This is a genomic window from Bradyrhizobium sp. 956_D2_N1_4, assembly GCF_052076025.1.
Classification (GTDB): domain Bacteria; phylum Pseudomonadota; class Alphaproteobacteria; order Rhizobiales; family Xanthobacteraceae; genus Bradyrhizobium; species Bradyrhizobium barranii.
In genome coordinates this window covers 8,851,854-8,874,709 of the sequence record NZ_CP197237.1, presented here as the reverse complement: position 1 = coordinate 8,874,709, position 22,856 = coordinate 8,851,854, and the positions used below count along the sequence as shown (strand labels likewise).

General features: G+C 65.1%; 23 protein-coding genes. 10 read left to right on the top strand and 13 right to left on the bottom strand.

All coding sequences use genetic code 11. From position 1 onward, the window contains the following. Positions 1 to 4 precede the first annotated feature (4 nt). On the bottom strand, positions 5 to 1,519 hold the full coding sequence (locus tag AB7535_RS42065) for a GH1 family beta-glucosidase (RefSeq protein WP_354114308.1): 1,515 nt from the start codon (positions 1,517 to 1,519) through the stop codon (positions 5 to 7). Between the two features lie 2 nt (positions 1,520 to 1,521). Continuing rightward, on the bottom strand, positions 1,522 to 2,523 hold the full coding sequence (locus AB7535_RS42060; protein WP_354114309.1) for a glycoside hydrolase family 16 protein: 1,002 nt from the start codon (positions 2,521 to 2,523) through the stop codon (positions 1,522 to 1,524). Between the two features lie 321 nt (positions 2,524 to 2,844). Here AB7535_RS42060 and AB7535_RS42055 point away from each other — a divergent pair, with 321 nt between their 5' ends. After that, complete coding sequence (locus AB7535_RS42055; RefSeq protein ID WP_354114310.1) at positions 2,845 to 4,092, top strand: glycosyltransferase family 87 protein; 1,248 nt, start codon at positions 2,845 to 2,847, stop codon at positions 4,090 to 4,092. Positions 4,093 to 4,097: 5 nt separating this feature from the next. Here AB7535_RS42055 and AB7535_RS42050 read toward each other — a convergent pair whose 3' ends face one another. Further along, positions 4,098 to 4,979: a DMT family transporter gene (locus AB7535_RS42050; protein WP_354114311.1), complete on the bottom strand. Its 882-nt coding sequence runs from the start codon at positions 4,977 to 4,979 to the stop codon at positions 4,098 to 4,100. A 146-nt stretch (positions 4,980 to 5,125) separates the two neighbouring features. Here AB7535_RS42050 and AB7535_RS42045 point away from each other — a divergent pair, with 146 nt between their 5' ends. The 4 genes from AB7535_RS42045 to AB7535_RS42030 all read left to right on the top strand — a co-directional run bounded on the left by AB7535_RS42045 (position 5,126) and on the right by AB7535_RS42030 (position 9,439). Beyond that, positions 5,126 to 5,347 (top strand): dodecin, encoded by a 222-nt coding sequence (locus AB7535_RS42045; protein WP_085401916.1) that lies wholly within the window; start codon positions 5,126 to 5,128, stop codon positions 5,345 to 5,347. A gap of 179 nt (positions 5,348 to 5,526) precedes the next feature. Further along, positions 5,527 to 7,431: a sensor domain-containing diguanylate cyclase gene (locus AB7535_RS42040; protein WP_354114312.1), complete on the top strand. Its 1,905-nt coding sequence runs from the start codon at positions 5,527 to 5,529 to the stop codon at positions 7,429 to 7,431. A 229-nt stretch (positions 7,432 to 7,660) separates the two neighbouring features. Then, on the top strand, positions 7,661 to 8,686 hold the full coding sequence (locus tag AB7535_RS42035; protein ID WP_208084320.1) for a helix-turn-helix domain-containing protein: 1,026 nt from the start codon (positions 7,661 to 7,663) through the stop codon (positions 8,684 to 8,686). Between the two features lie 129 nt (positions 8,687 to 8,815). Continuing rightward, on the top strand, positions 8,816 to 9,439 hold the full coding sequence (locus AB7535_RS42030; RefSeq protein WP_439037191.1) for an HAD family hydrolase: 624 nt from the start codon (positions 8,816 to 8,818) through the stop codon (positions 9,437 to 9,439). A 24-nt stretch (positions 9,440 to 9,463) separates the two neighbouring features. On the opposite strand, the gene AB7535_RS42025 is transcribed toward AB7535_RS42030, so the two are convergent. The 6 genes from AB7535_RS42025 to AB7535_RS42000 form a co-directional block, all read right to left on the bottom strand. Then, a complete protein-coding gene (locus tag AB7535_RS42025; protein WP_071909320.1) occupies positions 9,464 to 10,432 on the bottom strand; it encodes an ABC transporter ATP-binding protein in 969 nt (322 codons plus the stop codon). Then, complete coding sequence (locus AB7535_RS42020; RefSeq protein ID WP_354114314.1) at positions 10,429 to 11,424, bottom strand: ABC transporter ATP-binding protein; 996 nt, start codon at positions 11,422 to 11,424, stop codon at positions 10,429 to 10,431. The genes AB7535_RS42025 and AB7535_RS42020 overlap by 4 nt, the downstream gene beginning before the upstream one ends. Beyond that, the gene (locus AB7535_RS42015) at positions 11,424 to 12,341 is read right to left on the bottom strand and encodes an ABC transporter permease (protein WP_014491615.1); all 918 of its coding nucleotides are present in this window, start codon (positions 12,339 to 12,341) and stop codon (positions 11,424 to 11,426) included. The genes AB7535_RS42020 and AB7535_RS42015 overlap by 1 nt, the downstream gene beginning before the upstream one ends. Next, positions 12,307 to 13,266: an ABC transporter permease gene (locus AB7535_RS42010; protein WP_152103647.1), complete on the bottom strand. Its 960-nt coding sequence runs from the start codon at positions 13,264 to 13,266 to the stop codon at positions 12,307 to 12,309. The genes AB7535_RS42015 and AB7535_RS42010 overlap by 35 nt, the downstream gene beginning before the upstream one ends. 29 nt (positions 13,267 to 13,295) lie before the next feature. Continuing rightward, a complete protein-coding gene (locus tag AB7535_RS42005; protein WP_071909319.1) occupies positions 13,296 to 15,086 on the bottom strand; it encodes a peptide ABC transporter substrate-binding protein in 1,791 nt (596 codons plus the stop codon). Between the two features lie 260 nt (positions 15,087 to 15,346). After that, complete coding sequence (locus AB7535_RS42000) at positions 15,347 to 16,765, bottom strand: M20 family metallopeptidase (RefSeq protein ID WP_354114315.1); 1,419 nt, start codon at positions 16,763 to 16,765, stop codon at positions 15,347 to 15,349. A gap of 284 nt (positions 16,766 to 17,049) precedes the next feature. Between AB7535_RS42000 and AB7535_RS41995 the strand changes: the two genes are divergently transcribed. The 3 genes from AB7535_RS41995 (at position 17,050) to AB7535_RS41985 (ending at position 19,410) form a co-directional block, all read left to right on the top strand. Continuing rightward, entirely contained in the window at positions 17,050 to 18,021 is a 972-nt protein-coding gene (locus AB7535_RS41995) for a S1C family serine protease (RefSeq protein WP_354114316.1), read from the top strand. Between the two features lie 29 nt (positions 18,022 to 18,050). Continuing rightward, entirely contained in the window at positions 18,051 to 19,121 is a 1,071-nt protein-coding gene (locus AB7535_RS41990; RefSeq protein WP_354114317.1) for a phospholipase, read from the top strand. An 82-nt stretch (positions 19,122 to 19,203) separates the two neighbouring features. Then, positions 19,204 to 19,410: a hypothetical protein gene (locus tag AB7535_RS41985; RefSeq protein WP_085401909.1), complete on the top strand. Its 207-nt coding sequence runs from the start codon at positions 19,204 to 19,206 to the stop codon at positions 19,408 to 19,410. A 78-nt stretch (positions 19,411 to 19,488) separates the two neighbouring features. Here the strand turns inward: AB7535_RS41985 and AB7535_RS41980 are convergent, their stop codons facing one another. From AB7535_RS41980 to AB7535_RS41970, 3 genes are all read right to left on the bottom strand, one after another. Continuing rightward, positions 19,489 to 20,148, bottom strand: a complete 660-nt coding sequence (locus tag AB7535_RS41980; RefSeq protein ID WP_208084313.1) for a DsbA family protein — start codon at positions 20,146 to 20,148, stop codon at positions 19,489 to 19,491. A 98-nt stretch (positions 20,149 to 20,246) separates the two neighbouring features. Then, positions 20,247 to 20,723 carry a PaaI family thioesterase gene (locus tag AB7535_RS41975; protein ID WP_354114318.1) on the bottom strand — a complete coding sequence of 159 codons (477 nt, stop codon included), beginning with the start codon at positions 20,721 to 20,723 and terminating at the stop codon, positions 20,247 to 20,249. A gap of 3 nt (positions 20,724 to 20,726) precedes the next feature. After that, positions 20,727 to 21,152: an acyl-CoA thioesterase gene (locus AB7535_RS41970; RefSeq protein WP_166103918.1), complete on the bottom strand. Its 426-nt coding sequence runs from the start codon at positions 21,150 to 21,152 to the stop codon at positions 20,727 to 20,729. A 111-nt stretch (positions 21,153 to 21,263) separates the two neighbouring features. On the opposite strand from AB7535_RS41970, the gene AB7535_RS41965 reads away from it, so the two are divergent. Beyond that, the gene (locus AB7535_RS41965; RefSeq protein WP_166103921.1) at positions 21,264 to 21,812 is read left to right on the top strand and encodes a TetR/AcrR family transcriptional regulator; all 549 of its coding nucleotides are present in this window, start codon (positions 21,264 to 21,266) and stop codon (positions 21,810 to 21,812) included. Positions 21,813 to 21,852: 40 nt separating this feature from the next. Here AB7535_RS41965 and AB7535_RS41960 read toward each other — a convergent pair whose 3' ends face one another. Continuing rightward, positions 21,853 to 22,344 (bottom strand): hypothetical protein, encoded by a 492-nt coding sequence (locus tag AB7535_RS41960; protein ID WP_439037190.1) that lies wholly within the window; start codon positions 22,342 to 22,344, stop codon positions 21,853 to 21,855. Between the two features lie 199 nt (positions 22,345 to 22,543). Here AB7535_RS41960 and AB7535_RS41955 point away from each other — a divergent pair, with 199 nt between their 5' ends. Beyond that, complete coding sequence (locus tag AB7535_RS41955) at positions 22,544 to 22,834, top strand: PsiF family protein (protein ID WP_166103925.1); 291 nt, start codon at positions 22,544 to 22,546, stop codon at positions 22,832 to 22,834. Positions 22,835 to 22,856: the final 22 nt, after the last annotated feature.

Below are 22,856 nucleotides of genomic sequence, written 5' to 3'. Positions count from 1 at the left end.
CAGCTCACACCCCGATCGCATTCCGCATCACCACGTCGCGATAGAACGCCGCGCTCAGCTTCGGCACGCGCGCTTGGGTCTCGAAGTCGACCCGGTAGAGGCCGAAGCGCTTGCCGTAGCCGTAGATCCACTCGAAATTGTCCATCAGGCTCCACAGGAAATAGCCGCGAATCGGCACGCCCTCGGCGATCGCACGCTGCATCTGGGTCAGGTAATTGCGCAGGAACATGATGCGGTCGAGATCGTAGACCTGGCCGTCGGCGGAAATCTTGTCCTCGGACGAGGTGCCGTTCTCGCTGATATAGATGGTCTCGATGTTCCAGATTTTTGCGGCGAGACGCGGGGCCCAGTAGATCACCTCAGGGCCGACCCGCAGCCATTCCGAGTTCATGTGCGGGAACGAGGTTGGGAACGGCAGCACGCGGAAGCCCGACGCGCGATCGGAGGCCGTGACGTAGTATTGCGGCGCGTAGATGTTGAGCCCGACGAAATCGTTCGGCGTGCCGATGATCTTCAACTCGTCAGGGGTGAATTTCGGCGCATCCGCGCCGGCATAGGCGAGGAAGCCGTCGGTGTACTTGCCCTCCAGCACCACGCCGAGAAAGCCGGCATTGAGCTCCCGCGTTGCTATCTCGGCGGCGCGGATATTTTCCGGCGTCGCGATCGCGGGCACGCAGGCCGCGATGTTTTCGGCGGCACCGACGCGGGTGCCGGCGCGGCCCGACGCGCGGATCGCCTGCACGGCGAGGCCATGCGCCAGCGCGACGTGGTGCCGGGCCTGGTTGAGCTGCTGCAGCGGCAGCTTGAGGCCGGGCGCATCGATGCCCCAGCCATAACCGAAATTCACGAAGCGCCCGACCTCGTTCACGGTGAAGATGGTTTTGACGCGATCGGTCAGGCGCGCGGCGACATAGGCGGAGTAATCTGCAAAAGCCTGCGACGTGTCGCTCGACTGCCAGCCGCCGACGCGATCCTGGAGCGCCTGCGGCAGGTCCCAATGATAGAGCGTCGCATAGGGCTCGATGCCGTTCGCGAGCAACTCGTCGACGAGCCGGTTGTAGAAATCGAGCCCCTTCGGATTGGGCTGGCCCGATCCATCCGGAAACACCCGCGGCCACGCAATCGAGAAGCGGTAGGCCTTGACCCCGAGCGCCCTAATCAGCGCGACGTCGTCCTTGTAGCGGTGATAGTGCTCGTTGGCGCGGTCGCCGGTCGAGCCGTCCTCGATCTTGCCGGGCGTGTGGCTGAAAATGTCCCAGATCGATTTGCCGCGGCCGTCCTCGTCGATGGCGCCCTCGATCTGGTAGGACGAGGTCGCCGTGCCCCACAAAAAGTCCTTGGGAAAGAGCGCGGGCGCGTGGCGATCGGCCGACGCGGGCGTCTCATTATCTGCAGCCTTGTTATCTGCAGCCTTGTTCTCTGCAGCCTTGTTATCTGCAGCCTTGGCACCCGCCGCTGCACCAAGCGCGACGAGCCCCGCGAGCTTCGCAAGATCGCGCCGCGAGACATCAGCTGACATCGCTATCTCCGAGCCTGCTCCATATCGATCTGATAGGCGGAAATCCGGTCGATCTCGAATGCGACGGTGGGTGGCGATTCCGCATCGACCGGACCGACGCCGAGAAAGAATTTCGATCCGATCGCGAGATTGACGATCATGTACATGGGATCGTCGAAGCCGATCGGCACCTTGATGTCGGAGACCGGCTTGCGGTCGATGAAATAGACCAGGCGATCCTCCTCCCACAGCACACCGTAATTATGGAACGTGCTCGAAGCATCGCCGACCGCATAGTCGAAGCCGCAGGACTGGATCTTCTGGGTCGACGGAATCCGCCAATGCGTCGTCATCACGAGATCGCCGGGCCGCTCGCCGCGGCCTTCCAGCACGTCGACCTCCGGCGGCCAGCCGCCGTCGTCCGCCAGCATCCAGAACGCCGGCCAGACCGCATGGCCGACCGGCACCTTGGCGCGGATTTCGAAATAGCCGTGCTTCTGCGCGAATGTGCCCTGCGTGGTCAGGATTCCCGAGATGTACTCGTTGTTGAATAGAACGGACTTCAGTTCCGGCGGCGTGCGGCTGGCGACGATCGAGAGCACGCCGTCCCTCACCTTGAACGGATCAAGCCCAAGCGGCGTCCCCGCACGCCCCGAATAGCGCGGATCGACGTAGATCTGCTGCTCGCCATTGGCGCTGGTCTTGCGCTTGAAGTCGGAGCCGTCACCGCCCCAATAGCGCGCTTCCGGCCACGCCGCACCGCCGGCGTAATGCGGCACCCAGCGACCTGTCGCAAGCGGATGCTCGTCAAAGTCATCGTTGAAAGTCCGGCGCAGCGGCAGGAACGCGAGCAAGGCGGGATTGACCGTCTCAAGCTTGCGGCACTCGATCATGGAGGGATCGGTGGTCACTTGCAGCGTCATCGTGCCGGGCGCAGCATCAAGATCGTCCTGCGCGACGCCCGGCGCGGGCACGGCAGACAGGCCGATCGCGACCAGAGCGCCCTTCGTCCAACTGTCGATCATCACCGCACATCGAACTTGGCAGGATGTACGGAGGTTAGCTCGCCTGTCTTCGAGCGGGCAAGCACGGCCATCTGTGCGGGCGGGCGATTTCGAAAAGGTCATCTCGACGTCGCATCCAGGTTCGCCCGGAAATCGCTTCACCCCGGCGCAAGATCGGCGGTTAACCGGGCCAGTTCCGCGCGCTCCAGCTCCGCTAGGGAGGCGCGGGCGCCAAATCCTTCCGCATTCGTTACCGTCCCTTAAGCCTCCGATGGCAGTTTGGCCGGGATCCGCGGCCCTGCCCGTCCAACCGCCGATCCATCAGGTCCAAGGTCGTCGCTCATGTTCGCCGAGACGCTGGAAGCGGTTCAGTCCTCGCCGTCGAAGCGGACTGCCTATGTCCGCTTCGTGCTGGCGGCGCTGGCGTCGATCGCCGTGTTCAAGGCCTTCTGGTTCGCACGCTTCGGCGGCTGGACGGATCGCGAGCTCGCCGACTTCGATGCCTTCCATATCGTCGCGCAGCACGTCTGGCGCGGCGATCTCGACCAAGTCTATCATTTCGATGCCCTGCTGAAGATGCAGATGGAGGCCGCCGGCGGCGCCACCGGCTTCATGCCCTGGACCTATCCGCCGCAATACGACCTCCTGCTCGCGCCGTTCGCATTCCTGCCGGTCGGCGTCGGCTATTTCCTGTTCACCGCCGCGACGCTTGCACTCTATCTCGTGACGCTCCGGGCGATCGCCGGCCGGAATTTCGCGCAGGTGCTGGGGATCCTGTTTCCGGCGATGGCGATCACCATCGGCTGCGGGCAGAACGGCTTTCTGACGGGGGCGCTGATCGGGCTGGTCTGCCTCAACGTGGAGCGGCGGCAGCTGTTGGCCGGCCTCGCGCTCGGCGCCATGGTGATCAAGCCGCACCTGGCGATTGCCGCCGGCGTCTATCTGCTGGTGACGCGGCGCTGGATTGCGCTCGGAACGGCCGCGGCCGTCGTATTGGCGAGCTCACTGCTCTGCACGCTCCTCTTCGGGGGGCAGATCTGGTTCGCGTGGCTCGGAGCGATCAGGGAATCGGCGGGCTATCTCGAGCAGGGCTTCTACCCGCTCTTCCGCATGATCTCGACCTATGCGGCGCTGTACAAGGCCGGCCTTCCCGCAAGCGCCGCCTTCTGGGGACAGACGGCCGTCGCCGGGCTGGCCTTGTTGGCCGTCCTTCTCGGTGCGGCGCGAGGCGCTTCACCGGCCTTCACGCTCGGTGCCGCCGTGATGGTATCCGTGATGATCAGCCCCTATGCGTATGATTACGATCTGCCGATGGTCGGGATCGGTCTGGCCCTGATGCTGCCCGATCTCGCCAGGATGGCGAGCCCGCGCGAGCGGAGCGTCATATACGGGCTGATCCTGTTCGCCGGAGCCTATGGGCTGTTGCAGTCGGGGCGGCTCGCGGTGCAATTCGGGCAGAAGGCCGATCCCGACCAACATTTCGCGCCCGCCCTGGGCGGCTTCGCCCTGATGGCGCTCCTGGTCCTGCTGCTGCGGCTGCTGTGGCGCGGGACGCAGCCGGCGCCCATCCTGTCGCAGGCCGCGGAATAACGCCTCTAGGCCCGCTGCAATGCCAGCGTCACGCCGCCGAGCGTGAGCGCCATCGCCGCCCATTCGCGCAGGCCCAGCGGCTCGCCCAGGATGACCGCGGCGGAGACGACGCCGATCACGGGGACGATCAGCATGCCGGTCGAGGCCGAGGTCGGCGGCAGGCGGCGCAACGTCTCGAACCAGGTGACGTAACAGACGCCCATCGGCACCAGCGTCATATAGACGAAGCAGCCGAGTCCCAGCGGGGTGATCGCGGTGATGTCGGGATGCTCGAACAGGATGCCGAGGATCAGCATCGTGGCGCAGCCTAGCCCAACCTGCCAGGCGACGACCACCAGCGGCGGCATCGGCAGCGGCTTGCGGTTGAGCACATTGCCGAGCGCGAACAGGATGGCGCAGAGCAGCGCGAGCGCAATTCCGAGCAGCTTGTCGGCGCCGAACGCAAAGCCGTTGCCGCCGAGGAGCAGCGCGACGCCGGCGACACCGAGGACGAGACCCAAAATATCCCGCATGGTCGGCCGCGTACCCAGCACCGGCCAGGCGAACAGCATGGCCCAGATCGGCATCGTATAGGCGAGCAGAGCCCCTTCGCTCACGGTCACATATTTCATCGCGACCGTGCCGAGCCCCATCCAGGCAAGGACGTTGGTGAGGGTCGCAAACAACAGCCGCGGAATCGCCTCGCGCGGAACGGCGAAGGATTCCTTCCGACTCAGTGCCAGCGCGCCGAGAATGAGCGAGGCGCAGACGCCGGCCAGCCCGCGCGCGAACAGCGGCGGCCATTGCTGGAGCAGCAGCTTCATCAATGGCCAGTTCAGCGCCCAGCCAAGCGCCGTCACGCCAAGGCAGAGAGAGCCGATCGTCCTGTCGCGCCGCGCCGAATCCATGGACAGCGCTTAGCAGGCGGGTGCGGCGCACTCCACCTCGGCTGGCGCATGCGGGCCATGGCGGACGATGGAACCGGGAACGCCGGTACCCGTTCAAATGGGAGCGGGTGGCGGTGGTGCCGCAACGCAAACGAGGGAGACGTACCATGCCCACAGCCGAGTCGGATCACGTCTACAAGATCCTGGAGCTGGTCGGATCATCCGAGACCTCCATCGAGGATGCGATCAAGAATGCGATCAGCCGCGCCGCCAAGACCGTTCGCGAAATGAAATGGTTCGAGGTGGTGCAGACACGCGGTCACATCGAGAATGGCGCCGTCCGCCACTACCAGGTGACGCTGCGCGTCGGCTTCACGCTGATGGACTGACGCGGCAGACGCCGCGCGAAACATCATGCCGCGGCAGCGTGGTTAACATCCGGCGATGAGAGTCGATCAAAATATCGACGATCTCCTCCGGCTGACTACGGACGCGCAAAATCATCGCGGAAGGTGCAACAGGCCGTTAAGACCAAAGTGAGAGCTTTGCTCCGATTTGGAGCAAGCCGATGGTCACGGACCGCGAACTCGGCAAGACGCGCCTTCCGCTCTGGGCGGGCGGATTCGTCGTGCTGATCTGCGTGGCGATCCTCGGCTTGAGTGTCTGGCGCGAATGGGAAACGCACAACGCCGATCTCCGGAATGCCGAGACCGACGTCGCCAACCTCGCGCATTCCCTGGTCCAGCACGCGGACGACACGTTCGAGCTTGCCGATACGATCCTGGTCGGACTGGTCCATCGCCTCGAACTCGACGGAACCGGCCCGGACACGATCGCGAAGCTCCAGACTTACCTGCCGACCCGCAAATCATCGGACCGCATCCGCGGCATCTTCGTCTATGACGAAACCGGCCGATGGCTTGCCACGACCGAGCATGTCGACTTCTCCAAGCTCAACAACAGCGATCGCGAATATTTCCGGCAGCACCGAGATTCCCCGGCGAAGGACACGCTGATCGGGCGGCCCATCAAGAGCCGCGCCGGCGGCCAGTGGATCATCACCGCGTCACGCCGGATCAACCACCCCGACGGCAGCTTTGCCGGCGTCGCGCTGCTCACGATCGACGTCGCCTATTTCGCGAAATTCTACGAGCGCTTCGACGTCGGGTCGAACGGCTCGGCATCGCTGCTCAACGGCTCCGGTATCATGCTGGCGCGCAGCCACGACGAGAGCGGCGCCTTCATCGGACGCGACCTCTCCAACGCGCCGCTGTTCAGGGAATGGAAAAGCCGTCCGGCGGCAGCGGTCTACTATTTCAAGTCGCCGCTCGATGGCGTGCAGCGGCTGAGCTACTACCAGCGCAGCAGCCGCTATCCGCTGATGGTGCTGGCGAGCAAGTCGCAGGACGACGTGCTGGCGCCCTGGCGACGCGCGGCAGCCGCACGCACGGCCTTTGTGCTCGGCCTCGTCGCGCTGATCGCGGTGATCGGCTTCTACCTGGTCCGCCAGCTCTGGCAGCGGCAGCGAATGGCGCAGGCCCTGGTCGCGAATGAAGCCCATTTCCGCCTGCTCGCCGAGCAATCCAGCGACATGGTATCCCGGATCGGGCTGGATAACCGGCTGCTCTACGTCTCGCCCTCGTGCGCGCGCATCACCGGCTGGTCTCCCGAGGAACTGCTCGGCACGTCGGCGGTGGCCGGTATCCACGCGGACGACATGGAGCGGGTCGAGCAGGCCATCGCATCGCTGAAGAACGGCGAGGCCGAGGAAGCGCGGTTCGTCTATCGCCAGCGCCATCGCGACAAGGGCGATATCTGGGCCGAGGCGGCCTTGCACGTGACCCGAGCCTCCGACAGCGGCGAGGTCGACGGTGTCGTCGCGGTCGTGCGCGACATGACCGAGCAGAAGGACTTGCAGGACAAACTGGCATCGCTCGCGACCACCGATGGCCTGACCGGCCTTGCCAACCGCCGCGCGTTCGACGAACGCCTCGCGGAGGAATGGACGCGCGCCCGGCGCGACGGCACGCAGATCTCGCTCCTGTTGATCGACGTCGATCAGTTCAAGAAATTCAACGATCATTACGGACATCAGGCGGGCGACGGATGCCTGCGCGCACTCGGCCGGATCCTGTCCGCTCAGGCTAGGCGCCCGGCTGACCTCGCGGCGCGCTACGGCGGCGAGGAATTCGCCGTTCTGTTGCCGAACACCGGCCCGGATGGTTGCGCCGAAGTCGGCGAAGGGATTCGCGAGGCACTGCACGACCTCGCCATGCTGCATACGCAAAATCCGCCCTCCCGGCTGGTTACGGCAAGCATCGGCGCTGCGACAAGCCTTCCATCTCAGACCGCGCCGGACTGCAACACGCTGGTCGCCGGCGCCGACCGCGCGCTCTACTCCGCCAAGGACAGCGGCCGCGACCGTATGGTGATGTCGGGACAGGTCGTGCCCTGGCCCGCGAAGAGCGCGTGACGAATCCTGCCAGACGTAGCGAACGCCGCCCTTTCCTGCGTAGCTGGCAAGCGCGGCTAACGCGGTGTGCACATGCGGCGCATCGGCGCGCGCCAAATCCCGCCCACCATCGCTTGCGCACTGATTTCTGAATGGCTACATCCCGAGGCGATGTTGGGGGGCCGCCGGACTTCGACGATCGAGTCCATGCGGTGGGGCCTCATCGTGGGGCAATGCAGACGAGACGGCCGTGAACGAGACCATGCCGGCGGACATCCCGGGGCGCGGGGTGGACGCGCTGAGACAGTTGCGCGCCATGACGGCCGACATCTGCGATGTCGTTCCGCTCACCACGGAGGACGACTTCCATGTCACCACCGTGACGATGATGACCCGCAATGCGTTGCTGGTCGATACGCGCGCGACCGATCAGGAATACGACCGGACGCCTGCACACGTCGCCCGCGGTGCGATGGATCACTTTCAGATCACCTTGTGTGTCGAAGGCGAGATGCGGTTCAGCTCGGGCCGGCGCGAGGTGACGATGGGGCCCGGCGCCATCTGCCTGATCGACATGGCGCAGCCGAACCGGACCGTGTTGCGCGGCGGCGGCAGTCGTACCCGCCTGATGGCGATCATCCTGCAACGCGCCATGCTGGCACCGCGGCTTGCTCATCCGGATTCGGCCACGGCAACCTTGCTGCCGTCAAACCATCCTCATACGCGCCTGCTTGCCAGCCATTACGCGGCGCTTACGCTGCCACCCGAGCCCGAGGCGGGCAGCGCCGAGGCCACGATCGAAGCGATCGCCGACATCGTTGCCGCGGCCGCCGGCGGGACCGCCGACATTGCGGCCGGAGTCGAACGCGCCGAGCGGCATCTTTATCTTGCGATGATCAAGCGCCGCATCGCGGACAATCTCGAGACCGACGCGCTCACCGCAGACGAGTTGTGCCGCCACTTCCAGATTTCGCGCGCGACCCTCTATCGGCTGTTCGAGGCGGATGGCGGGCTCTCGCACTATGTGAGGGAGCAGCGCCTCAATCTCGCTTTCCGCCAGCTGATATCGCCGTCCGCGGAGGACACGCGGCTGATCGACCTCGCCGTCGGCATGCGCTTCAGCAGCGATTCCACCTTCATTCGCGCATTCCGCCGCAAGTTCGGCTTGACGCCGGGCGAACTGAGGGAGCTGGCCGACAATTGGCTCCGCGAGACCGGTGCGGTCCCGACCATCGACACGGTGCTGCATCAACTGGCCCGCCGCCGCACCTCGTAGCCATGAAGCTGCTACGCTCGACACCAGTATCGCAACGTTCGGCCTTTGCGCCCGGATTTGTCGCCCGCGTTCCGGTGGGATATGACTTTGAGCACGGCCGGATATTTTGGTCCGGCCGGGAGCGTTCCCGTGCCTGACGAGATCAAGCTTGTCCTCTTTGATATGGACAATGTCCTCTGCGAATACGACAGAGGGAGGCGCGTCGCGTTTCTGGCGGAGCTTGCGGGGACCACCAGTGAGTTCGTCTACAAGGCGATCTGGGAGAGCGGCTTCGAGCTTCTCGGCGACTCCGGCACGCTCGATGCCGCCGACTATTTGCGGGGATTTGGCGAGCGCATCGGCTATTCCCTGTCGCTCGATGAGTGGGTGGAGGCACGCCGCCGTTCGATGAAGGTCGATCGCGCGATGCTGGAGATTGCGCACCGCCTGCATGAGACCATCGATGTTGCCGTCCTGACCAACAATACCACGCTGGTCGCCGACCATATCGACACGCTGCTGCCGGAATTGCGTCCGCTGTTCGGCTCCCGCATCTACACGTCGGCCCGGCTCAAGGCGGCCAAGCCGGACCCGCGCTGCTATCGCCTCTGCCTGTCGGAGCTACAGGCGACGCCGCAGACCGTTCTGTTCGTCGACGACCTCGCGGCAAATGTCGCCGGCGCGCGGGAAGCGGGCCTCTGCGCGCATCATCACACGTCGGTGGAGGCTTTCCGGCAGGCCCTTTCGGCGCACGGCCTGCTCAGGGACGGATGAACGGGCGCACCGCCTCGCGCGACGTCAGGCGAGGTGGCACGCCACGAAGTGCCCGCCCGCCCCTTCCTTCAGCTCGGGTGCGCTTTCCGCGCAGCGCGGCTGGGCGATCGGGCAGCGGGTGTGGAAGTGGCAGCCGGATGGCGGCTTCATCGGGCTCGGCACGTCGCCCTTGAGGCGAATGCGTTCACGCTTCAGCTTGGGATCGGGCACCGGCACCGCCGACAACAGCGCCCTGGTGTAGGGATGCTGCGGATTGCGGTAGAGATCGCTCGCTTTCGCCAGCTCGACGATCCGGCCGAGATACATCACGGCGACGCGGTCGGAGATGTGCTCGACCACCGACAGGTCGTGCGCGACGAACAGATAGGTGAGGTTCAGCTCCGCCTGGAGATCCTCCAGCAGATTGATCACCTGCGCCTGGATCGACACGTCGAGCGCGGATACCGGCTCGTCGCAGACGATCAGCTTCGGCTCGACCGCGAGCGCCCGCGCGATCACGATGCGCTGGCGTTGGCCGCCCGAGAATTCGTGCGGGTAGCGGCGCATGTGCTCGGCCTTGAGGCCGACCTTCACGAGCAGGCTGGCGACGCGCTCCTCGCGCTCCTTGGCCGACGACCCGAGCTTATGGATGATCAGGGCCTCACCGAGGATGGCGCCGACCGTCATGCGCGGATTGAGCGAGGCGAACGGATCCTGGAACACCAGCTGCATGTTCCGCCGCATCGCGCGCAAATCATTGCCGCTGAGCTGGCGCACGTCCTGACCGTCGAACACGACCTCGCCGTCGGTCGGCTCGATCAGGCGCAGCACGCAGCGGCCGGTGGTGGATTTGCCACAGCCGGATTCGCCGACGAGGCCGAGCGTCTCGCCGCGGTTGACCGAGAACGAGACCCCGTCGACCGCATAGACGCTGCCGACCTGGCGCGACAACAGGCCGCCGTGCACGGGGAAATATTTCTTCAGGCCGCTGACGCGGAGCAAGGGCTCGGTCATGCCGTGCCTCCCATCTGCGTATCTCCGAGGTGACAGGCCATGCGATGGCCGGGCGCGATCTCGCGCAGCAGCGGCTCCTTCTCGGTGCAGACGTTCATGGCAAACTTGCAGCGCGGGGCGAAGCGGCAGCCGACCGGCGGATTGATCAGGATCGGCACCGAGCCGCCGATCGCTTCGAGCCTTGTCTTGTGCTCGCTGTCGAGATCGATGCGCGGGATCGAGCGGATCAGCCCCTGGGTGTAGGGGTGGCCGGGATTGCCGAAGAGGTCGTCGACGAGCGCTTCCTCCACCACCTTGCCGGCATACATTACGACGACGCGCTGCGCGGTCTCGGCGACGACGCCCATGGCGTGGGTGATCAGCATCACCGCCATGCCGAAGCGCTCCTTCATGTCCTGCAAGAGGTCGAGGATCTGCGCCTGGATGGTGACGTCGAGCGCGGTGGTCGGCTCGTCGGCGATGATCAGCTTCGGCCTGCAGGCGAGCGCCATCGCGATCATCACGCGCTGACGCATGCCGCCTGAGAACTGGTGCGGATAATTGTGCACGCGGCCTTCGGCGTTGGGGATCTGCACCAGCTTCAGCATCTCGATGGTGCGCTCGAGCGCCTGCTTCTTCGTCACCGCTTCATGCCGGCGCAGGCTCTCGGCGATCTGCTCGCCGATGGTGAGCACCGGATTGAGCGAGGTCATCGGCTCCTGGAAGATGAAGCCGATCTCCTTGGCCCTGATCTCGTCGAGTTGACGGCTCGTCAGCGGCACGAGATCGCGGCCCTCGAAGATGATCTGGCCCGCCGCGATGCGGCCGGGCGGCATGGCGATCAGCTTCAGGATCGACATCGCGGTCACGGTCTTGCCGCAGCCGGATTCGCCTACGACACAGAGCGTCTCGCCCTTGTTGATGGAGATGTCGACACCGTCGACGGCCTGCAAGATGCCGTCGTCGGTCGAGAAGTGGGTTTTCAGCCCTTTGATTTCCAGCAGCGGCGCCATCAGATCACCCGTCGCGCATCGAGCGCGTCACGCAGGCCGTCGCCGATGAAGTTGATGGCGACCACCGCGATGAAGATCGCGCCGCCCGGGAACAGCGCCCAGTGCGGGCCGATGTCGAGGAAATCCTTGGCGTCGTACAGGAGTCGGCCCCAGGTCGGCGTATCCGGCGGGAAGCCGAGGCCGAGGAAGGACAGCGTCGATTCCGCGATGATGGCGGCAGCGACGTCGATGGTGCCGGCGATGATCACGGGACCGAGCGCATTGGGCAGGATGTGCCGCACCACCTGGCGCACCGGACTTGCGCCGAGCGCACGGGCGGCCTCGACGAACTCCTTCTCGCGGATCGACAGGAACTGCGCGCGCACCAGCCGCGCGACTGGCATCCAGCGCAAGCCGCCGATCACGAGCACGATCAGGATGAAGATGCCGCCCTCGGGACCGAACATCTGCTTCAGCCCGTCGCGGAAGAGATAGATCAGCAGCAGCAGCAGCGGCAGTTGCGGCAGGGACAGGAAGAGATCGGTGAGCCACATCAGGCCGTGGCCGAGCGCGCCGCGCGACATGCCGGCGAGCGCGCCGATCAGGACACCGATGAAGACCGAGACCAGCATCGCGGCAAGGCCGACCGCGAGCGAGATGCGGCCGCCATAGATCATGCGGGCCAGGATGTCCTGCCCGAGATCGTCGGTGCCGAACGGATGGGCAAGCGACGGCCCCTGCATGCCCGCCACGATATCGATGTCGTCGATCTTGACCCGCCAGACGAAGGGGCCGGCCACCACCGCCAGGATCAGAATGAGGAGCAGAAACGCACTGACCACGGCGAGCTTGTGGCGGCTGTAGCGCCGCCACATCTCGCGCCAGGGCGAGTAGACGCGCCGCTCAGCGGAGGGAGATGCGAGGGTCAAGCCAGCCATAAAGGACGTCCGCGATGAGATTGAACAGCACGACGAGGCACGCGAAGACAAAGGTAACGGCCATCACTACCGGTGTGTCGTTGGAAAGGATGGAGGAGATCAGCAGCGAGCCGATGCCGGGGATGCGGAAGATCTGCTCGGTGACGATGGCGCCGCCGAACACGGCCGGCATCTGCAAGGCGATCAGCGTTACGACCGGAATCATGGCGTTGCGCATCACGTGCTTGACGATGACCTTGGCCTGCCCAAGCCCCTTGGCGCGCGCCGTGGTGACATAGTCGAGCCGGATCACGTCCAGCATCGCCGAGCGCACGAAGCGCGTCATCGACGCAGCCTGGAACAGACCGAGCACCGCCACCGGCATGATCGCCTGCCGAATCATCTCCAGCACCCAATGGATGCCGGTGCCCTTGATGTCGGTCGTATAGACGAAAGGCAGCCAGTCCAGCGTGACCGAGAAGATCAAGATGAACAGAATGCCGGTGAAGAAGGTCGGCAGCGAGAAGCCGACGAAGGCGAGCGTATTGGCGATCTGGTCGAACAGCGAATAGGGCTTTGTCGCCGCATAGACACCGACGGGGATCGCAATCAGCAGCGCCAGGATCTGCGCCGAGCCGATCACGTAGAGCGTCGCCGGCAGACGCTGAAGGATCAGCGTGTCGACATTCATTCGGCTGACGAAGGAGAAACCCCAGTCGCCGTGCAGCATGGCGTTGAGCCAGTGCAGGTAACGGAGGTGGATCGGATCGTCGAGGCCGAACTTGGCCCGAAGTGCGGCCTGCACCTCGGGCGGGACGTTCGGGTTCGTCGCCAGTTCCGAGAACGGATCGCCTGGCGCAAGCGCCAGCACGACGAACAGCACGACCGAGATTCCGAGAAGACTCGGAATCGCGATCAGGAGGCGACGCAGGACGTACTGACTCATAGGGAAAGACCCCGTCTAGAGCTGGGGGATCATTCCTCGCGGTACCAATCGTGCAGATTGTCGGTTTCGTTGGCCCAGCCGCTGATGATAGGACGCAGATTGTTGGCTGCCGCTTCCACCTTTAGGCGATGCTGCGCCGGGATGAACACGGTGTCCTGGAACATGAGGTCGTTGGCCTTGATATAGTGCGCCGCGCGCTTGACCGGATCCATTTCGCCTTCGGCTGCTTCGATCGCTGCGTCATAGTCCTTGTTGACCCAGCGCGGGAAGTTCGTGCCCTGCCACTTGTTCTCCTTCGTGGCGACGTTGGTCGACAGATAGCGGCGCATATGCTGAGACGGATCCGGCTGGCTCAGCGGGATCTGGAACATCTGGAGATCGGCGTAGAAATGCGCGTAGGTGTCGGGGTTGGCGACATCGGAGGAGAAGAACACGGACGCCACCACCGACTTCAGCTCGACGTCGATGCCGGCCTTCTGACAGGCCTGCTTGACGATCGCCTGGGTCTTCTGACGCGGTCCGTTGATCGAGGTCTGGTACAGAAGCTTCAGCTTCTTGCCGTCCTTCTCGCGGATGCCATCCGCGCCGGGCTTCCAGCCGGCGTCGTCGAGCAGCTTCGAGGCCTTCTCGATGCTGAATTCCCAGGTCGTGTTCTTGGAGACGAACTTCTCGGGACCATTGAGGAAGTTGGCGGTGGTGCGGCCGGCGCGGCCGTAGATCGCCTTCTTGATGGACTCGCGGTCGACCAGCATCGACAGCGCCTTGCGTACCGCCGGATCGGAGAACAGCGGATGCTTGGTCTTCATCGAGGAGCGCTCGCCATCGACCTCGGTGTTCGGATCGGTGAAGTTGAGCGCGATGAATTCGGTGTCGCCGCCCACGGCATAAACGGTCTTGCCCTTGCCGCCCTTTTCGAGGCGCAGCAGCACGTCGTCCTCGACCTGGATGTTCCATCCGAAATCATATTCGCCGGTCTGGATCACCGCGCGCGCCGCAGAGACGGCGTCGCCGCCGCCCTTCATCTCGACCGTGTCGAAATAAGGCCGGTTCGGCATGTGGTAATCGGGATTGAGCTGGCCGCGGACGAGATCGCCCGGCTTGAACTCGACGAACTTGTAGGGGCCAGTGCCGACCGGCGAGAGGTTGGTGGGCGCTTCCCGCGATTTGGACCCCTTGTAGTCGGCGAACAAATGTTTGGGGATGATGGTGTTGGGAGCCCCGACAAAGGCGTCGGCCCAGAACGGCGTCGGCTTGTTAAAGAGGATGCGAACCGTGAGGTCATCCACCTTCTCGACCGTGATGTCGCGGAGCGTCGCGATGGTCAGGGCGGAGGTCGCCGGATCCCTGGCATATTCCCAGTTGAACACGACGTCATCGGCGGTGAACGGCTTGCCGTCATGCCATTTGACGCCTGGTTTGAGCTTCCAGGTCACCGACTTGCCGTCGGCGGCGAGGCCGCCGTTCTGGATCGAGGGAATTTCGGCCGCCAGAACCAGCTTCATGTTGCCGTCGGGATCCCAACAAGCGAGGGGCTCGTAGAACAGGCGCGCGCCGTCCTGGTCCTTGGTGCCGGTGGCGAAATGCGGATTGAGCAGGGTCGGCCCCTGCCACCACAGCAGCTTCAGCGCACCGCCGCCGCCGCGCTTGGTCGGCTTGTAGGTCTGGGCACCTTCCGCCATGGCGACGCCGCCGAGCGCGAGGATCTGGTTGGCGAGGGGTGCGGTGAGGCCAACCGCGGCCATACGCATGATGAAGGCACGGCGGTCCATCCGGCCGTCCTTCACGTCACCGATCATCGAACGCAGTTCTTTATCCAGCATGGTTGTCCCCCGTCTGGTTCCCGTATGGATGCAGGCAGCCGCACCGCGGCCGCCGGGTTTTGCTGGCGGTAGATGGCACACCGAATAGGCCGCGCGTCAACTGCGACCATGTGTATGCAAACGGTGTTCTGGCTGTCTGTTGGGCAAAACTCTGTTCCGCAGCCCAAGCGTTCGGCAATCCGGCGCTAAATCGCGCCGGAATCCACGTTGCACTGCGGAAAATTTGTTCGCGGCATCAGACGAAGTATCGAGGCGAAATTCTACGCCACGGACATGGTCAGCGGCGGCGCGACGTGGTCCGGCAGCGGACAGACGTAAGGTGTCTTGGCGGTCCGCTTCTGCAAGTCCGCTTTCGCGGCCTTGATCAGCTCCGGATCCGTCAACGCCTTGATGCCGATCCCGGCCATCGCCTTCGCCGCCTGCACCATTGCCTTATGAGCGTGTCCGCTCTTGCCCTGCGCCACCACCTGCCACGTGTGGAACGGCGTGCCGATTGCAACCGTGGGTGCGTGAACCTGCACGGTCGGCACCACCCAGCTCACGTCGCCGACGTCGGTCGAGCCGACCAGCGGGTTGCGCTTGGCATCGAGCGGCACCAGGAAGTCGGCCAGCGGCCGATCGGTCGGCTCCATGCCGATCGCGTAATAGACCGACGCGATGTCCTTGTCGGTCAGCGTGGCGCGGATCTGGCTGGCAAAGCCCTTGTCGGCGTCGTCGAAATGCGGCGGCCCCAGCTCTTCCATCACCCGGTGCAGCGCCTGCTCCAGCGGCGTGTTCGGTAGGATGTTGGAGACCGCGGAGATGATCTTCATCTCGACCTTGGTTTCGGTCATCAACGCCGCGCCTTCTGCGATCTTGCTGACGCGTCCGACCAGCTCGTTCATGCCGGGCAGATCGCGGGCGCGGATCGAATAGCGCACGCGCGCATGCGCCTGCACCACGTTGGGAGCGATGCCGCCGGTGTCGAGCACGGCGTAATGCACGCGGGCGTCGCTCGGCATATGCTCGCGCATGTAGTTCACGCCGACATTCATCAGCTCCACCGCGTCGAGCGCGGAGCGGCCGAGATGCGGCGAGGCCGCCGCGTGCGACGTGCGACCGGTGAAGATGAAATCCGCACGCGTGTTGGCGAGCGACGGCGTTACCGCGACTTCCCAGAAGCTGTGCGGATGCCAGGTGATGGCGATGTCGGCGTCTTCAAACACGCCCGAGCGCACCATGAAGGCCTTGGCTGCGCCGCCCTCTTCCGCCGGGCAGCCGTAATAGCGAACGCGGCCGGGCACCTTGTTCTCGGCGAGCCAGTCCTTCATCGCGGTCGCGGCGAGCAGGGCCGCGGAACCAAGCAGGTTGTGGCCGCAACCATGGCCATGGCCGCCGGTCTCGACCGGACGGTGCTCGGCGACGCCGGCCTCCTGGCTAAGGCCCGGCAACGCGTCATATTCACCCATGAAGGCAATGACCGGACCGCCCTCACCCCACTCGCCCATCACCGCGGTCGGGATGCCCGCGACGTTCTCGGTGACGCGGAAACCCTGGTGGCGCAGCTCGGCGAGATGCTCGGCGGCGGACCGCGCCTCGGTGTAGCACACCTCGGGCATGCCCCAGACCCTGTCGCTGAGGTCGATGAAACGCGCCTTGATCGTGTCGACGCCACGCCAGATGTCGCTGCGATTATCCATGCTTCGGTCCGTGATCTCTTGGTCAAACGAAGCGGCAATGGTTAGCAGCTTCATTGCACCATGCCTAGCACGTCGCGGGACAGCAGCCATGCGGCCGGTGCTGGATCGCGCGGCCGCTTGCCACCTGTGCGGGCGTCCTGTGCCTGTCGAAGATTTCACGCGGCGATCTCCGGAATAGTTGGGAACGAGGCTTTCAAGACGGCCTCCTCCAGCCTAAATTATGAGTGCTTCGCGCGTCGTTCCGCCGGCCAAGGCGGAGCAATGCTCTCAGCCAGGAGAACTCCATGCCCGCCCTGACCGAATGGAGAGTGCCGCCGGCCAATCAGCCGCGCGCGAGCGATTACGGTTTCGATCTCGACCGCTCGCTCGCGTCCGTCGTCGGCCTGCACGCCATCATCCCGCCCGACGCCTTCAGTGCCGAAACGCTGGGCACCGAACGCGCCGGCAACGGCGTCGTGATCGACAACGGGCTGGTGCTGACCATCGGCTACCTCATTACCGAGGCGGAATCGGTGTGGCTGCATCTCGCGGACGGGCGCGTCGTCGAGGGGCATGCGCTCGGTTTCGATTCCGTCACCGGCTTCGGCCTCGTGCAGGCGCTCGGTCAGCTCGACGTCGAACCCTTGCCGCTCGGCAACTCGGCGAAAACAAGGGTCGGCGACCACGTCGTGGTCGGCGGCGCCGGCGGGCGCACGCGCTCGGTCGCGAGCCAGATCGTGGCCAAGCAGGAATTCGCCGGCTACTGGGAATATCTGCTGGACGAGGCCGTGTTCACCTATCCCGCGCATCCGAACTGGGGCGGCACGGCGCTGCTCAACGAGCGCGGGGAGCTGATCGGCATCGGCTCGCTGCAGCTCGAGCGCGAACGCGAAGGCAAGGCCGAGCATGTCAACATGATCGTGCCGATCGACCTGTTGAAGCCGGTGCTCGACGATCTGCGCAAATTCGGCCGCGTCAACAAGCCGTCGCGCCCCTGGCTCGGGCTCTATTCGACCGAAATCGACAACCGCCTGGTGGTGATCGGGATCTCCACCAACGGCCCGGCTGCGCGCGCGGAGCTGAAGACCGGCGATGTCATCCTTGCGGTAGACGGCGAGGAGGTGACGAGCCAGACCGCCTTCTACAAGAAGATGTGGGCGCTAGGCGCCGCCGGCGTCGACGTGCCGCTGACCGTGCATCATGAAGGTGTCACCTTCGACGTCACGGTGACGTCGACCGATCGCTTCAAGTTGCTGAAAGCGCCGAAGCTGCATTGACACCACCGAACTGACGCAAGGAAGCGGCGATGACCGAGGCCGTCGTTGACGACATCGTGACCGTGCTGCCGCCGCTGCTCAACGCGCTGGAAGCACTCGGCTTCTTCACCCGGAATCTGCATCCGCCGGCCTTTGCCTCGGTGATGAATGCGATCGGCACGCCCGACGAGGCGCTGCGAGCGGCGCACGCTGCGATCGGCGCCTGGCCCGAGCAGTTCACCGGGCTGCGCGAGCGGCTCGACCGCGCCTGCAACGAGACGCTCGCCGCCTTTGCCGGCATACGCGAGGTCGAGCGCGGCAATGGCGATCTCGTCGCGGTCTTCCGCGCGCTGCGCCATCTGCCTCGTGCACAAGAGGCGCTGTATCCGCTGTCGACCCAGTTTCCGCCGGTGAGCAGCTTCTTCCTCAACGCCGCCAATCGCGAGAATGACGATCTGCTGACGCGGCTGGAAGCCGAGGCGGGCGAACACACCGGCATCTTCCACGACCACAACGAGCCCGGTAGCCGCGGCGGCTTCTCGGTCTATGTGCCAGAATATTATTCGCCGGAGCGCGCCATGCCGCTGGTGATGGCGCTGCACGGCGGCAGCGGCAACGGCCGCGGTTTTCTCTGGAGCTGGCTCCGCGACGCCCGCAGCCTTGGCGCGATCCTGGTGGCGCCGACCGCGACCGGCCCGACATGGGCGCTGATGGGCGACGATAGCGACACGCCGAACCTCATGCGCATTCTCGACACTGTGCGCAGCCGCTGGACCGTCGACGGCTCGCGCCTGCTGCTGACCGGCATGAGTGACGGCGGCACCTTCTGCTACGTCACCGGGCTCGACGGCGCCTCGCCCTTCACGCATCTCGCGCCGGTGTCGGCGACGTTCCATCCGCTGATGGCGGAGATGGCGGACGCCGTGCGCCTGCAGGGGCTGCCGATCTTCATCACCCACGGCAAGCTCGACTGGATGTTTCCGGTACAGACCGCGCGCCAGACGCAGGCGGCCCTCTCCGCCACCGGCGCCGATGTCACCTATCGCGAGATCGACGACCTCAGCCACACCTATCCGCGCGAGATCAACGCAGAGCTGCTGGAGTGGCTGAACCGCGGATGAACGGGTCGTCCTTATCTGCGCCGTACTGCCGCGGAACCATCACTCCGGGCCGACGTTATCGCCCGTCACCGGAGGTTCGCAGATGCAGACGTTTTTCGGAATGATTTTGGGCGCGCTGCTGCTCGGTTGCGGCGTGTACGTCTATGACTCCATGCAGACGTCGTCGGTCGCCAATGGCGAGGTCGCGACGTCCAATCGCACCATCGTGAACTGGGACGTCGCCAAGGCCGATTGGGATGCGCTGCGCGATCGCGCGCACAAGGACTGGGTCCGCATCTCGTCGAAGTAACGACGCGATATCACGAACAAGGCGCCGTCGCGGGTCCGCGGCGGCGCCTTTGCGTTGACGGCGATCGATGTGCTCGCGTCAGTTCATCTTGGCCTTGCGGGCATCGGCGATGACCTGCTCGAACTCGGTCATGCTGAGCACGCCCGGCACGCGGTACTTGCCGACGATGAAGGAGGGAGTACCGCTGAAGCCGAAGGCTTCGGCCTGCTCGTTGTTGCGCTTGAGGACGGCGTCGATGTCCTTGGCACGGTCGGTGAGATCGCGCTTCAGGCGGTCCATGTCGACGCCGGCGGCCGCGAGCAGCTCGTTGATGCGCGGCTCTGTCAGGCGCGAGCTGACACCCATCATGGCGTCATGCGCCTGATGGTATTTGTCCTGGAATTTTGCCGCGAGCGCGATCCGCGCCGCGGTGACCGAGACCGGCCCGAGGATCGGCCAATCCTTCATCACCAGCCTGACCTTGCCGTCGTCCTGGACCACCTGGCGCAGCTCCGGCTCGAGCTTGCGGCAATAGGGACAATTGTAGTCGGACCATTCGATGATGCTGATGTTGCCGTCGGGATTACCGGCCACGGGAACATCGGGGTCGCGCAGCACCTTGGCTTCGGTCAGCACCTCGTCATCGGCGGCGGCCGCGCGCGCAAAGGTGATCCGACCTGCCGCAAGGGCACCCGCCCCGATCAGCGTCAGCGCCGCACGCCGCGTCGCCACGAGGCCCTTGTTCCTGAATCCAGCCATATCTCGTCCCGTTTCGGTCCCATCGCTGCAAATACGGTTCGCAACCGGGAACTGTTACGCGTCATATAGAGCGTTGCGGGCGCGATGTCATCGCCATGCTATGCGCGGATCGCCGCCGGCGCTGGCGAAGCCGCCGCGCGGGGCAGCATCGCCATCAGCGTCCCGGTCATGGCGGCGATCAGCGTGGTATTGCCCTCATGCTCGGCAAAGGCCCGGGCCTCGCAGAAGGTGAGCGTGCGGCCGGGCTTGACCACCTCGGCCTTGAAGACGAAGCGCGTGCCGCGGGCGGGTGCCAGCAGCGTGGTCTTGAACTCGACAGTCAGGATGTGGGTCTCGCGCGGCATCAGGGTGAAGGCGGCGACGCCGCAGGCATTGTCGAGGCCTGCCGTGATGATGCCGGCATGGATAAAACCGTTCTGCTGCGTGAAGGCCGCCGAATGCAGCATGGCCAGTTCGACCTCGCCCGGCGCGAGGCGGACGATCACGATGCCGAGCGTGCGCATCGCCGGCTGGCCGTCGAACATGGCAATGGCGGCAGCGCGATAGCCCGGATTTTTCGGCTCGAACGCGGCCATGGCTCAAACCTCGGCCGGCTCGGCAAGATGTTGCAGAGCGACCGCGCGGATCGCATCCGTGAACGGCGCCGACTTCCGCTGGCTGCGGTCCATGTGCACGCCGGTGATGTCGCAGAACGCGGCGATCTCGCCGGTCTCGGCATTGGTCATGTCGTGCCGGAAGCGGATCGACTTGTCGCGGACCTCCAGCAAATGGCTGCGGATCTCGACGATGTCGCCGGCGAGCAGCTCCCGCCTGTAGGTGATGTTCTGCTGGACGGCGGCCATGCCGCGGCCGGAAGAGCGCAGATAGCTCGGCGTCAGCCCGAGGCGGGCGAACAGATTCCAGTTGGCCTCGTCGAATTTTCCGACATACCACATGATGTTCATGTGGCCGACATGATCGCACTGCCACGGATAGACCGTGCCGCGATAGGTCGCCTCCTGCATCGCAATTCCTCCTGCCGTTTTTCCGCCCTCTGATCATTGATACGGTAGCGTATCAGCGCCTCCGCGCGTTAGCAATACGGTACCGTATCAAGAACCGGTGAGGCTTCCTTCATGAACGACGGCAAGGGCGATGTCTGGGTCGAGGCAGGGTTTACCGAGCTCGCCCGCTCGGGGGTCGAGGGTGTCAGGGTCGAGCTGCTCGCCAAGAATCTCGGCGTCACCAAGGGCGGCTTCTACCGCCGCTTCGCCGACCGTGCCGCGCTGCTCGATGCCATGCTGGAACGCTGGCGCGAGGGACGTGCAGCGTCGATCGCGCAGCAGACGAGCCTCGATGGACAAGAGCCCCGCGAGCGGCTGAAGGCGGTGATCCAGCTTTATTCCGAGCGGCTCAATCCGGAGGGCATGGCGATCGAGCTCGCGATCCGGCAATGGGCCCGCTCGGACGAAAACGCGGCCACGGCGGTCGCGAGCGTGGACGCGGCGCGGCTCAAGCACGTCGCCGAGCTCTATCGCGCGACCGGCCTCGAGGCCGAGGCGGCCGAGGCGCAGGCCTTCCTGTTCTATTGCTTCATCTTCGGCCAGAGCTTGCTGTTCGTCGAGCGCGGTCCGCGCAAACGCTCGCAGCTGGTGGCGAAGTCGGCCGAGAAGCTGTTGGGCTAATGGCCGGAGCTTTGCTCCGGCCATCGCATCATGTCGAAGCTCAGGCGGCGCCCTTCAGCTTCTTGTTGCACTCGCTGTAATAGCCGCCGCCCTTCTCGATCCACTTCATGCCGCCATTGCCGTTGGTGGTCTTGTTGGCATTGTACTGATCGACGCAGGTGTGGAGGCGCGCCTTGCCGGCGGTCTCCTTGGCGTATTTCGGATCGACCGCATTCGGATAGATCGCGGGTCCGGCCGGCAGGGTTGGCGCGGCAGCGGGGGCCGCCTCCTTCTTCGCCTGCTTCGGCTCGGCAGGAGCGGCGGGCGCAGCCGGAGCAGCGGCGGCCGGCGCGGCGGCAGGCGTCGCATCCGCTCCGCACTGGGCCTTGCGGAAGTCATTCCACTTCGTTGTGCCAAGCGAGCCGTCCCTCTTGGCGGCCTGGTATTTCGCACTGCACTCCTGCGAGGTCAGCGCCTGCGCCGGCGCGCTCGCGACCAGCGCGGCAAAGCCCGTCAATGCAACCGCACACAGCAATTTTGATTGAATGGTCATCCTTGGTCCTCCTCCTTGGTCTTCCCCGACGGAAGCGAAACGAGGATTGCTATCCTAGCGTGCCGCCCGGCCGCGACAAGGAAGCGATGGCGCCTGCCGCCAAAATATAGTGATCCCCCCGGCTCGGATTATTCATGTCGCGTTCAGCAAGGCGAGCCGACGTTCCCAACCCTCCGCAATCTCGCAAGAGTGCACCACCATGACCTTCACGTCTCGCCTCGCCATCGTCGCCCTGACCTCCCTGCTCGCCACCGGCACCGCCTTCGCGCAGACCGCCGCGCCGGCTGCCAAGACCGACGCCAAGACCACAACTGCCGCCGCTCCCGTCGCCGACAAGAAGGCGCCGAAGGAGCGCTCGGCGGAGTCGCTCGAATGCTCCAAGCAAGCGGACGCCAAGGCACTGAAGGGCAAGGAGCGCAAAAAATTTCGCCGTGAATGCATGAAGGAAGCGAAGGCCGGCACCGCCGCCCCCGCCGCCGACAAGAAGTAAATCCGTCACACTACGGTTTGCG

Coding starts and splice junctions, on each gene's coding strand:
- AB7535_RS41995 (WP_354114316.1), top strand. CDS start 17,050: ATGCCCGCCCTGACCGAATGGAGAGTGCCGCCGGCCAATCAGCCGCGC.
- AB7535_RS41965 (WP_166103921.1), top strand. CDS start 21,264: ATGAACGACGGCAAGGGCGATGTCTGGGTCGAGGCAGGGTTTACCGAG.
- AB7535_RS42015 (WP_014491615.1), bottom strand. CDS start 12,341: ATGGCTGGCTTGACCCTCGCATCTCCCTCCGCTGAGCGGCGCGTCTAC.
- AB7535_RS42050 (WP_354114311.1), bottom strand. CDS start 4,979: ATGGATTCGGCGCGGCGCGACAGGACGATCGGCTCTCTCTGCCTTGGC.
- AB7535_RS42045 (WP_085401916.1), top strand. CDS start 5,126: ATGCCCACAGCCGAGTCGGATCACGTCTACAAGATCCTGGAGCTGGTC.
- AB7535_RS41970 (WP_166103918.1), bottom strand. CDS start 21,152: ATGCAGGAGGCGACCTATCGCGGCACGGTCTATCCGTGGCAGTGCGAT.
- AB7535_RS42040 (WP_354114312.1), top strand. CDS start 5,527: ATGGTCACGGACCGCGAACTCGGCAAGACGCGCCTTCCGCTCTGGGCG.
- AB7535_RS41975 (WP_354114318.1), bottom strand. CDS start 20,723: ATGGCCGCGTTCGAGCCGAAAAATCCGGGCTATCGCGCTGCCGCCATT.
- AB7535_RS41960 (WP_439037190.1), bottom strand. CDS start 22,344: ATGACCATTCAATCAAAATTGCTGTGTGCGGTTGCATTGACGGGCTTT.
- AB7535_RS42065 (WP_354114308.1), bottom strand. CDS start 1,519: ATGTCAGCTGATGTCTCGCGGCGCGATCTTGCGAAGCTCGCGGGGCTC.
- AB7535_RS42010 (WP_152103647.1), bottom strand. CDS start 13,266: ATGAGTCAGTACGTCCTGCGTCGCCTCCTGATCGCGATTCCGAGTCTT.
- AB7535_RS42060 (WP_354114309.1), bottom strand. CDS start 2,523: ATGATCGACAGTTGGACGAAGGGCGCTCTGGTCGCGATCGGCCTGTCT.
- AB7535_RS42000 (WP_354114315.1), bottom strand. CDS start 16,765: ATGGATAATCGCAGCGACATCTGGCGTGGCGTCGACACGATCAAGGCG.
- AB7535_RS41980 (WP_208084313.1), bottom strand. CDS start 20,148: ATGGCTGGATTCAGGAACAAGGGCCTCGTGGCGACGCGGCGTGCGGCG.
- AB7535_RS42055 (WP_354114310.1), top strand. CDS start 2,845: ATGTTCGCCGAGACGCTGGAAGCGGTTCAGTCCTCGCCGTCGAAGCGG.
- AB7535_RS42005 (WP_071909319.1), bottom strand. CDS start 15,086: ATGCTGGATAAAGAACTGCGTTCGATGATCGGTGACGTGAAGGACGGC.
- AB7535_RS41990 (WP_354114317.1), top strand. CDS start 18,051: ATGACCGAGGCCGTCGTTGACGACATCGTGACCGTGCTGCCGCCGCTG.
- AB7535_RS42020 (WP_354114314.1), bottom strand. CDS start 11,424: ATGGCGCCGCTGCTGGAAATCAAAGGGCTGAAAACCCACTTCTCGACC.
- AB7535_RS42025 (WP_071909320.1), bottom strand. CDS start 10,432: ATGACCGAGCCCTTGCTCCGCGTCAGCGGCCTGAAGAAATATTTCCCC.
- AB7535_RS41955 (WP_166103925.1), top strand. CDS start 22,544: ATGACCTTCACGTCTCGCCTCGCCATCGTCGCCCTGACCTCCCTGCTC.
- AB7535_RS41985 (WP_085401909.1), top strand. CDS start 19,204: ATGCAGACGTTTTTCGGAATGATTTTGGGCGCGCTGCTGCTCGGTTGC.